The sequence below is a fragment of the Sandarakinorhabdus sp. DWP1-3-1 genome, assembly GCF_049896705.1.
Lineage (GTDB): Bacteria > Pseudomonadota > Alphaproteobacteria > Sphingomonadales > Sphingomonadaceae > Sandarakinorhabdus.
Genome location: NZ_JAFCUV010000001.1, coordinates 12,998 through 23,198 on the forward strand (window position 1 = coordinate 12,998; position 10,201 = coordinate 23,198).

A 10,201-nucleotide genomic window follows, 5' to 3' on the forward strand; every position below is an offset into this window, starting at 1 on the left:
TTTGCCGGACTGTTTCCGGCGAAATTTCTAAACGAACTTAAAGGTTACTGACATGGCCACTGGCACAGTCAAATTCTTCAACGCCACCAAGGGTTATGGCTTCATTGCTCCCGATGGCGCTTCCAAGGACGTCTTCGTCCACATTTCGGCCGTCGAGCGTGCCGGTCTTTCCGACCTCGCCGAAGGCGCCAAGGTTGTTTTCGATCTCGAGAACGATCGCCAGGGCCGCGCTTCGGCTGTCAATCTTTCGATGGCCTAAGACGCGCTTATGCCGAAAGAAGAGGTTATCAAGATCGAGGGCGTGATCGCCGAGATCCTGCCCGACGGCCGTTTTCGCGTACGGTTGGAAAACGAACATGAAATCATCGCCTATACGGCGGGCAAGATGCGCAAGAACCGCATCAGGTCCATTGTCGGCGACCGGGTTCATGTCGAAATGACGCCTTATGATCTCGACAAGGGTCGCATCGTCTTCCGCGAGAAGACAGCGCCCATGCCGATGAACCAGAGGCGGTTTTTCCGGCGCTGACACGGCTGGATCCTTGGTGATCCGGAATTCGGAAAAAGGGCGTGGGGCCGGTCCCCACGCCCTTTTTTGTTGTGGCTCAGCAGCCCAGCAGATCCGCCAGGTCGAGCAGGCTCGTCGACCGATATTCCCACGCGGCCTCATAGGCGAGGTCGGGCGCCGGCGCGCCGCCATATTCCAGCGGGCGATGCACGAAGGCGCAGATCAGCCCGGCGGCCCGGGCCGCCGCCAGGTCGCCGTGGTGCGCGGCGACGAGGCAGAGTTCACCTGGCGCGATGTCGAGTGCCGCCGCGGTCGCCTGATAGGCGATCTTTGCCGGCTTGTAGGCGCCGGCGATCTCGGCGCCCAGGATGGCATCCCAGGGCAGGCCGGCGTGGCGTGCCATGGCGACCATCAGCGCGATATGGCCGTTGGAGCAGGTGACGATCGGGAAACGGCGTTTCAGCCGGGTCAGCCCCTCGACACTGTCGGGCCAGGGGTCGAGGGTGTGCCAGGCCAGCGTCAGCGTCTGGCGCTCCGCCTCGCCGAGTTCGACGCCGATGTCGGCGAGCACGGCATCGAGCATCTCACGGTGCAGCACGTCGAGCTTGACGAAGCCGCGCGTCGATCTGCCGGCGTCGCGCATCATCAGGAAATAGCGCCGGCGCCACTGGTCGGTGAAGGCGAACGCGTCGACATCGTCGCGCCCGGCCGCGGCCAGCACCGGGGCGGCGGCGCGGGCAATGCTCGACCGCCAGTCGACGACCGTGCCGAACACGTCGAAGGCGAGCGCCCGGGGTGTCAGGGTGTCACCTCGAAATCGGCCTTTGCGGGCGTCCGCGTCGCGTTCCAGTAATCGACCAGTGCGAACGGCCAGTTCTGCGCCACCCGACCCTTGGCATTCTTGTACCAGCTGTTCACGTCCGGCGCGGCCCAGGCCATGCGGGCGTTTTCGGCATCGACCTTGTCGTTGAAGGCGGCGGTCACGTCGGGACGCGGCTCGAGCGACGTCTTGCCCTCCTCGATCAGCAGCTTGATGCAGCCCATGATGTAGCGGACCGAACATTCCGAAAAGAACACGATCGAGCCGTTGACGACGATGTTGGTGTTGGGGCCGTAGATCATGAAGAAATTGGGAAATCCGGGCACCGTCATGCCGAGATAGGCGCGGGCGTCGCCATCCCATATCGTGCGCAGGTCGATGCCGTTTTCGCCGATGATGTGCATCGGCACCAGGAATTCGGACGCGGTGAAGCCGGTCGCGTAGATGATGACATCGACCGCCACCAATTGCCCGGAGGCGAGGCGAACGCCGCCGGCTTCGATCGCGGCAATGGGATCGGTGATCAGCTCGACATTGTCGCGCTTCAGCGCCGCCGCCCAGACGCCGTTGTCGACGAGCATGCGCTTGCCGCCCGGGGCATAGGGCGGGATGGATTTCGCCAGCAGGTCGGGCCGGTCGCCGAGCTGCGCCGCCAGCGCGCCTTCGAGCAGCAGGCGCAGGTCGGCGTTCATCTGCGACAGCGATCCGGGCTGGTTCCAGCCGTCGGTGCGCGCCACGGCGGGACGCAGGAATTCGGTCAGGCTCCAGAACAGCCCGAAGCGGTTCCAGTTGGCGTAGAAGGGCATGTGCTGCAGCGCCCAGCGGACGCCGTCGGGGACCTTGTCGTGATAGACGGCGCTCGGCAGCAGCCAGGGCGGGGTGCGCTGGAAGATGGCGAGCGACGCGACATCGCCGGCGATCTCGGGGACGATCTGGAAGGCGCTGGCGCCGGTGCCGATGACGGCGACGCGCTTGCCCTTCAGGTCGACGCTCGCGTCCCACTGCGCCGAATGAAAGGCCGGGCCGGCAAAGCTGCCGACGCCCGCGATGTCGGGCAGTTTCGGGGTGTTGAGCTGGCCGACGGCGCTGATCACGGCGCGGGCGGGCAGGGTCTCGCCGCTGTCGAGCGTCACCTGCCAGGCGCGGCCGTCCCAGGTCGCGCCTTCCACCCGGGTGCGGAAGCGGATGTGCCGGTGCAGGCCGTATTTGGTGGCGATGCGCTCGAAATAATCCTGCAGCACGTCGCCGGTCGAATAGCGGTAGGGCCATTCATGCGCCGGCTCGAAGGAATAGCTGTAGAGGTGGTTGGGCGTGTCGACGCGGACGCCCGGGTAGCGGTTGGCGGTCCAGGTGCCGCCGACGCGATCCTGCGCATCGATGATGGTGAAGGGGATGCCGGCTTCTTTCAGCGCGATGCCGGCGAGCAGGCCCGACATGCCGGCCCCGATGACGACGACGGGGAATTCGGCCCTGGCTTTCGCCGGCGCGTCGATGGTGATGCCGCTGGCCGTCGGCGTGCCGTCGAGATGCAATTCGCTGGTCAGCAGGTCGGTATATTCGGCCGGCACCTGGCCGCCGGCGACGAAATGCATGGCGCGATCGACGGCAGCCGCCGGCGGGCGGGGCAGGGCGGGGTAGCCGGCGTCGCGCCAGCGGGCGAGATGCCGGGCCGCCAGGGCGCGGGCCTCGGCCTGCTTTTCGGGCGGAATGCCGCCGTTTTCATCGCCCCAGGTGCTGACATCGGTGACCGGGAGCGGAAAGTCGTCGAGGTGATCGGCATTGCCGGTGAAATGGATCAGCGTCGCCAGCAGCGCCGGAATGTTCACCGGTTCCAGCCGGGCGGCAATGTCGGCTTCGCTGTCGCTGAACGGTTCGGCCATGCAAATTCCCCGAAGACTGTTTTGCCGGCGATTATGGAGGCGCGGCGGTGGCTGTCCACCTGCCTAATTGGGGGCGATCGTTGACGCCGGCCCGTCGCCACCCCTAATCGACCGGCCCCATCGAAAGCCTGCCCCATGCCGAAACTGTTCACGCCCATCGCCATCGGCGACCTGACGCTCGCCAACCGCATCGTCATCGCGCCGATGTGCCAGTATTCGGCCGTCGATGGCTGCCTGACCGACTGGCATGTGATGCACCTCGGCAACCTCGCGCAATCCGGCGCCGGGCTGCTGGTCATCGAGGCGACGGCGGTCGTGCCGGAAGGGCGCATTTCCTATGCCGACAGCGGTCTGTACGACGATGCGACCGAGGCGGCGCTTGGCAAAGTCCTCGCCAGCATCCGCCGCCACTCGCCGATGCCGGTGGCGATCCAGCTGGCGCACGCCGGGCGCAAGGCCTCGACCGACCTGCCCTGGGTCGGCGGCGCGCAGATCGCGCCCGATGCGCCGAACGGCTGGCAGACGGTGTCGGCGTCGGGCCTCGCCTATGCCGATGGCGAGAACGCGCCGACCGCGCTCGATGCCGCCGGGCTGGCGCGGGTGCGCGACGGCTTTGTCGAGGCGGCGCGTCGGTCGGCGCGGCTGGGCATCGACCTCGTGGAGATCCACGCCGCCCACGGCTATCTGCTGCACCAGTTTCTGTCGCCGCTCAGCAACCGGCGGACCGATGACTATGGCGGCAGCCTTGAAAACCGCATGCGATTCCCGCTGGAGGCGTTCGACGCGGTGCGCGCGGCGTTCCCCGCCGATCGCCCGGTGACGGTGCGGCTGTCGGGTACCGACTGGGTCGATGGCGGCTGGGATATCGAACAGAGCATCGAATTCTGCCGCGCGCTCGAGGCCCGGGGCTGCGCTGCGATCCATGTGTCGAGCGCCGGCCTGTCGCCGCTGCAGAAAATCCCGGTCGGCCCGAGCTATCAGGTGCCGCTGGCGCGGGCGATCAAGGCCGCGGTCGGCATTCCCGTCATCGCCGTCGGCCTGATCACCGAGCCCGAGCAGGCCGAGGCCATCATCGGCACCGGCGACGCCGACATGATCGCACTGGCGCGGACGATCCTTTACGACCCGCGCTGGCCCTGGCATGCGGCGGCGAAACTGGGGGCGAGCGTGCACGCGTCGAACCAGTATCTGCGCTGCCAGCCACGCGGGCTGAAGGCCCTGTTCGAAGGCTGACTTCAGCGACGGCCCTTCAACAGCGGGATTGCCGTCCTCAGGTCGATCGGCTCCAGCCGGTGGCCGTTGCCGGTGACCGCGGTCGCCTTGAACATCGCGTTGTAGATCGCTTCCTCGGTGGCATCGGCGACGCCGACGAACAGGTCGTTCATGCCGTCGTTGGGCACGTCGGCGACCGTCGCCACCGCCGTGCGGCGGGCCGGCGTGCGGCGGACCTCGGCGGCAGTCGAGAACGCCAGCACGAAATCGCCCGAGCCGTTTTCCATGATGCTGCCGGTGCGCGCCAGGCCGACGATGGCGCGCTTGGCCAGCCGGCCGAGATTGCGGTCCGACAGCGGCGCATCGGTGGCGACGATCATCACGATCGAGCAGCCGCCGACGCTGGTCGTGATGTCGGCGGTGCGCGCCGGCGCCGGCGGGATCGGCACGCCCAGGATCGTCGGACGCCCGCCGTAGTTGGTCTGGACGAGCACGCCCACCGTCCAGCCGCTCGCCAGCCGGCGCGAGCTGGTGCCGATGCCGCCCTTGAACTGAAAGGCCTGGGTGCCGGTGCCGGCGCCGACGCTGCCTTCCGCCACCGGCCCGGACGCCGCGGCGGCGATGGCGGCGGTAACGTCCGCCTTGGTCACGTGCCGGCCGCGAATGTCGTTGAGATAGCTGTCGTTGGTTTCGCCGACAACGGCGTTGACCGACCGCACCGCCGCGTTGCCCGGCTGGGCCAGCGTCCATTCGACGGTGGCGGCGATGCCTTCGGCGACGTTCAGCGTGTTGGTCAGCACGATCGGCGTCTCGATCTCGCCCAGCTCGTCGATCTGCGGCGATCCGGCGAATTTGCCGAAGCCGTTGGCGCGATAGAAGGCGGCGGGCAGCTTGTCCTGAAACACATTGCCGGGATGGGGGACGATCGCGGTGACGCCGGTGCGGATCCGGTCGCCGTCCTGTCGGGTGACCTGGCCCACCCTGACGCCGGGAACATCGGTGATGGCGTTCAGCGGCCCTGTCGGCAGCGCGCCGACGGCAAGGCCGGCCTCGCGGAAGCGCGGCCGGTCGCCGGGAGTCTCGGCAGGTGCGGTGGCGACCGCGGCAGCGAGCACGGCAATGATCGGCAGCATGGCAATTCCCTTCGGGCGCGACGATAGGGTCATCCGCTGCCCGGTTGCCAGCCCCGGCGGCGCGTGGCAGTCCGGGGCATCACATCAGGGGTCGATCAAAATGCGCCGTCTTGCACCGGGTCTTGCCATCTTGCTTGCATCGGGGGCGGTGCAGGCGGCGCCGGTACCCGTGTCCCAGGCCGAATTGAAGGCGACGATCACCCGGCTGGTCGGCTTCGGCACCCGCCATACCCTGTCGGACACGAAATCCGAAACGCGCGGCATCGGCGCCGCCCGCCGCTATGCCGCGTCGCGATTCGCCGCGTTTTCCAAGGACTGTGGCGGCTGCCTGGTCATCGAGACGCCGGCCAAGACGGTGTCGGGCGCCCGGGTGCCGGTGCCGACCGAGATCGTCAACGTCATGGCCATCCTGCCGGGCACCAGCGACCCCAATCGCGTCGTCATCATCTCGGGGCACATCGACAGCCGCAATTCCGATCCGCTCGATGCCGTCGGCGATGCGCCGGGCGCCAATGACGATGGCTCGGGCACCGCGGCGGTGATCGAGGCGGCGCGGGTGCTGTCGAAGCAGAAATTCCCGGCGACCATCGTTTTTGCGGTGTTGTCGGGCGAGGAACAGGGATTGTTCGGCGGCGGGCTGCTCGCCGAAACGGCGAAGGCCAAGGGCTGGCAGGTCCAGGCCGTGCTCAACAACGACATTATCGGCAACGCGACGGGGTCGGGCGGCGCCCGCGACGACAAGACGGTGCGGGTGTTTTCGGAAGGCACCCGGGCGACCGAGACGCCGGAGGAGGCCAACCGCCGCCGCTATAACGGCGGCGAGGTCGACAGCCCGGCGCGCAACCTGTCGCGCTATATCGCCGGCCTGCAGGGCAAGGCGGGGATCGCCGTCGAGCAGGTCTATCGCACCGATCGCTTCGGCCGCGGCGGCGACCAGGTGCCGATGCTGCAGGCCGGCTATCCGGCGGTGCGCATCACCGAGCGGCAGGAGAATTACGATCGGCAGCACCAGAATGTCCGCACGGAAGGCGCCCGCGCCTATGGCGACCTGATCTCGGGCGTCGATTTCGCCTATCTCGCCAAGGTGACGACGCTCAATATCACGGCGCTGGCGGCGCTGGCGACGGCACCCGCCACGCCGGCCGGGGTGACGATCGAGGGCCAGGTGTCGCCCGACACGAAGATCAGCTGGAAGCCGGTGCCGGCCGCGGCGAAGTACCGGGTCTGGTGGCGCCCGACGACATCGCCGGCCTGGACCAACAGCCGCGACGTGCCGGCCGGTGAAACCACGCTGACGCTGAAGGGCATCGACATCGACACCTGGTTCTTCGGCGTGTCGGCGGTCGGGGCGGACGGGACGGCCAGCCCTGTGGTGTATCCCGGCGTCGCGGGGGCGTTTTTCCCCGGCTAGCGCCTCGACGCCCGCCCGTCACCGGGAACCCCGACCGCCAGGGCCGGGTTGCATGGCTTTCCCCGAGCAAGGCGAAGGTGACGGACATGGCAGGACAACGAGGATCGATGGCACCCTGGGTTGCCGGTGGCGTGGCGGCGCTGGCGGCAGCCGCGGTGCTGAACCACGGTGCAGCGGTGGCGGCCGAGGCCGAATATCCGCCGGTCGGTGACGTCATCGAGGTCGACGGCGTCACCGTCCATTACACCGACAGCGGCGGCACCGGCGATCCCATCGTGCTCATCCACGGCAACGGCTCGCTGGTGCAGGATTTCATCGCGGCTGGGCTGGTAGAGCGCCTGGCGACAGGCCATCGCGTCATCGCCTTCGATCGTCCGGGCTATGGCTATACCGCGCGACCGGAGGGCCGGGACTGGACGGCTGAGGCGCAGGCGGCGTTGTTGGCAACCGCGGCCGAGCGCCTTGGCGTCACGCAGCCGATCGTCGTCGGGCATAGCTGGGGGACGCTGGTCGCCATCGCCTGGGCGCTGGCCCGGCCCGGCGATGTGAAGGCGCTGGCGCTGCTCGCCGGCTACTACTACCCGACCGCCCGGCCCGACGCGATGCTGTTGAACATCGCCGAGGTGCCGCTTCTCGGGCGGGTGTTCACCGACGCCTGGGCGCCCGTGCAGTCGCGGCTCATCGGTCCGCTCGGCAACAAGCTCGTCTTTTCACCGGCATCGGTGACGCCGGGCTTTCGCGATGGAATGCCCTTCGGGTTGATTCTGCGGCCGGGGCAGGTGCGCGCGTCGGCGGAAGACGGTGCCCAGATGCCGGCCAATGCCGCACGGCTGGCCGAGCGTTACGGCGAACTCAAGCTGCCGATCGTGGTGCTGTGGGGCGACGGCGACAAGCTGGTGAAACAATCGGGGCAATCGGCGCGCCTTGTCGACGAGGTTTCCACGGCGGCGGGCAAGCCGCTGCCCGATGTCGGCCACATGATCCACCATGTTCACCCGGGCGCGGTGGCGGCGGCGATCCTGGCGCTTGCCGGATGACCGGGGTCGGCACGTGCGGCGATGGCTTGCGCTCGGGCCGCGGCAACTGGCAAAGCGGCGGCGCACAATCACCGGAGCGTCCATGCCCAGCCTCGTCCTCCTTCGCCACGGCCAGTCGGCCTGGAATCTCGAAAACCGCTTTACCGGCTGGTGGGATGTCGGCCTGACCGAACAGGGCGTGGCCGAGGCGACGGCGGCGGGGGTCGCCATGCAGGCGGCGGGCCTCGACTTCGACATCGCCTTCACCAGCGTGCAGTCGCGGGCGATCAAGACGCTCAACCTGGCGCTGGAGGCGATGGGCCGGCTATGGCTGCCGGTCACCAAGAATTGGCAGCTCAACGAGCGGCACTATGGCGGGCTGACCGGGCTGAACAAGGCCGAGACCGCGGCGCAGCATGGCGAGGACCAGGTCAAGATCTGGCGCCGCAGCTTCGACGTGCCGCCGCCGCCACTGGCGCGAGGCTCCCGATATGACCTGGCCGGCGACCGCCGCTATGCCGGCATCGCCATCCCCGACGCCGAAAGCCTGAAGGACACGATCGCCCGGGTGCTGCCCTATTGGGAAAGCGCGATCGTGCCGGAACTGCAGGCGGGCAAGCGGGTGATCATCGCCGCGCATGGCAATTCGCTGCGCGCGCTCGTCAAGCATCTGTCGGGCATTTCGGACGATGATATCGTCCATGAGGAGATTCCGACCGGGCGGCCGATGGTCTATGAGCTGGCCGACGATTTGACGGCGCTGGGGCGGCGCTATCTCGATTGATCAGCGCGCGCTGATCGCGATCGTGGCGCGGATCGCGTCGCCCGCGCCGATGCCTTCGGCGCGTTGCACGGCGACCTTGATCGGCAGCAGATAGCCGCCATTGCGCGGAAACAGCGAGGTCGTGAACGTGGTGGCGCCGATGGTCGCCGTCACCGGCACCACGCCCCAGCCATAGCTGGCCTCGTGCGCGGCGAAGCGGATTTCGCCAAAATGCGCGTCGGGCACTGGCGCGAACAGGAACGGCGCCGGGCCGCGCCAGCTGATGACCACGGCGTCGAAGGTGACGACTGCCAGAATGGTGCCGTCACCCATGACGATCGTCAGCCGGCGAACCGCCAGTCGAGCGTTTCACCGGCGAGGAACGGCACCACGTCACCGACACGGTCGGGCACCGTGACCGGTGCGCGTTCCAGCGCAACCGTGCCGGTGTTGCGCGGCAAGCCGTAGAAGGCCGGGCCGAACTCGCTGGCAAAGCCCTCCAGCCGGTCGAGCGCGCCTTCCTCCTCGAAGGTGCGGGCATAGCTTTCGAGCGCAAACGGCGCGTTGAACATGCCGGCGCAGCCGCAGGCGGTTTCTTTCGTCGGGGCGGCGTGCGGCGCGGAATCGGTGCCGAGGAAGAATTTCGGGTTGCCCGAGGTCGCCGCCCGGCGCAGCGCCTGCTGGTGCGTCTCGCGCTTCAGCACCGGCAGGCAGTAAAGGTGGGGGCGGATGCCGCCTTCGAACATGGCATTGCGGTTGATGGCGAGATGGTGCGGGGTGATCGTGGCGGCGACGGTGGCCGGCGCGGCCTCGACGAAGGCCGCGGCCTCGGCGGTGGTGATGTGTTCAAAGACGATCTTCAGCGCCGGATAGTCGCGCACCAGGCCAGCGAGGGTGCGGTCGATGAACACCGCCTCGCGGTCGAAGATGTCGACATCGGCATCGGTGACTTCGCCATGGACGAGCAGCGGCATGCCGATGCGCTGCATGGTGTCGAGCGCGGCGCGGATGTGGCGGACATCGGTGACGCCATGCGCCGAATTGGTCGTGGCATTGGCCGGGTACAGCTTGGCGGCGGTGAAGATGCCCTCGGCATGGCCGCGGGCGATCTCGTCGGCATCGATGCCGTCGGTCAGGTAGCAGGTCATCAGCGGCGTGAAGTCGCTGCCCGGCGGCAGCGCCGCCAGGATGCGGTCGCGATAGGCGGCGCCGGCCGCGGCGGTCGTTACCGGCGGCTTCAGATTGGGCATGACGATGGCGCGGGCGAACTGCCGCGCGGTGTGGCCGACGACGGCGCCGAGCATGGCGCCATCGCGCAGATGGACGTGCCAGTCGTCGGGCCGGCGGAGCGTCAAGGTGCTGGCGGTCGGCGGCGTGGCGGCGGTCATGGCGGAATTCCAACGAGGGCTGGCGCCGGGTTAGCGCCGGGGCCGGCACGCGGCAACCGGTCGATTTGAC

The 10,201-nt window shown here is 68.4% G+C and carries 11 protein-coding genes; 6 read left to right on the plus strand and 5 right to left on the minus strand.

The window, feature by feature from the left end; genetic code table 11:
* Positions 1 to 52 precede the first annotated feature (52 nt).
* Complete coding sequence (locus ACP7AI_RS00055) at positions 53 to 259, plus strand: cold-shock protein (RefSeq protein ID WP_310525142.1); 207 nt, start codon at positions 53 to 55, stop codon at positions 257 to 259.
* 9 nt (positions 260 to 268) lie between these two features.
* Positions 269 to 529, plus strand: a complete 261-nt coding sequence (gene infA / locus ACP7AI_RS00060; RefSeq protein ID WP_152576140.1) for a translation initiation factor IF-1 — start codon at positions 269 to 271, stop codon at positions 527 to 529.
* Between the two features lie 76 nt (positions 530 to 605).
* On the opposite strand, the gene ACP7AI_RS00065 is transcribed toward infA, so the two are convergent.
* Complete coding sequence (locus tag ACP7AI_RS00065) at positions 606 to 1,358, minus strand: haloacid dehalogenase type II (protein WP_426166518.1); 753 nt, start codon at positions 1,356 to 1,358, stop codon at positions 606 to 608.
* Complete coding sequence (locus ACP7AI_RS00070) at positions 1,307 to 3,208, minus strand: flavin-containing monooxygenase (protein ID WP_426162702.1); 1,902 nt, start codon at positions 3,206 to 3,208, stop codon at positions 1,307 to 1,309. The genes ACP7AI_RS00065 and ACP7AI_RS00070 overlap by 52 nt, the downstream gene beginning before the upstream one ends.
* Positions 3,209 to 3,343: 135 nt before the next feature.
* Between ACP7AI_RS00070 and ACP7AI_RS00075 the strand changes: the two genes are divergently transcribed.
* The gene (locus ACP7AI_RS00075) at positions 3,344 to 4,441 is read left to right on the plus strand and encodes an NADH:flavin oxidoreductase/NADH oxidase (RefSeq protein WP_426162704.1); all 1,098 of its coding nucleotides are present in this window, start codon (positions 3,344 to 3,346) and stop codon (positions 4,439 to 4,441) included.
* Between the two features lie 2 nt (positions 4,442 to 4,443).
* Here the strand turns inward: ACP7AI_RS00075 and ACP7AI_RS00080 are convergent, their stop codons facing one another.
* A complete protein-coding gene (locus ACP7AI_RS00080) occupies positions 4,444 to 5,553 on the minus strand; it encodes a P1 family peptidase (RefSeq protein WP_426162706.1) in 1,110 nt (369 codons plus the stop codon).
* Between the two features lie 100 nt (positions 5,554 to 5,653).
* Between ACP7AI_RS00080 and ACP7AI_RS00085 the strand changes: the two genes are divergently transcribed.
* From ACP7AI_RS00085 to gpmA, 3 genes are all read left to right on the plus strand, one after another.
* Positions 5,654 to 6,964: a M20/M25/M40 family metallo-hydrolase gene (locus ACP7AI_RS00085; protein WP_426162708.1), complete on the plus strand. Its 1,311-nt coding sequence runs from the start codon at positions 5,654 to 5,656 to the stop codon at positions 6,962 to 6,964.
* Positions 6,965 to 7,071: 107 nt separating this feature from the next.
* A complete protein-coding gene (locus ACP7AI_RS00090; RefSeq protein ID WP_426162710.1) occupies positions 7,072 to 8,001 on the plus strand; it encodes an alpha/beta fold hydrolase in 930 nt (309 codons plus the stop codon).
* An 82-nt stretch (positions 8,002 to 8,083) separates the two neighbouring features.
* A complete protein-coding gene (gene gpmA / locus ACP7AI_RS00095) occupies positions 8,084 to 8,764 on the plus strand; it encodes a 2,3-diphosphoglycerate-dependent phosphoglycerate mutase (protein ID WP_426162712.1) in 681 nt (226 codons plus the stop codon).
* Here gpmA and ACP7AI_RS00100 read toward each other — a convergent pair whose 3' ends face one another.
* Both ACP7AI_RS00100 and pyrC read right to left on the minus strand, forming a co-directional pair.
* Positions 8,765 to 9,076, minus strand: a complete 312-nt coding sequence (locus tag ACP7AI_RS00100) for a DUF1905 domain-containing protein (protein WP_426162714.1) — start codon at positions 9,074 to 9,076, stop codon at positions 8,765 to 8,767. It lies immediately after the preceding gene.
* An 8-nt stretch (positions 9,077 to 9,084) separates the two neighbouring features.
* Positions 9,085 to 10,131 (minus strand): dihydroorotase, encoded by a 1,047-nt coding sequence (gene pyrC, locus ACP7AI_RS00105; RefSeq protein WP_426162717.1) that lies wholly within the window; start codon positions 10,129 to 10,131, stop codon positions 9,085 to 9,087.
* Positions 10,132 to 10,201: the final 70 nt, after the last annotated feature.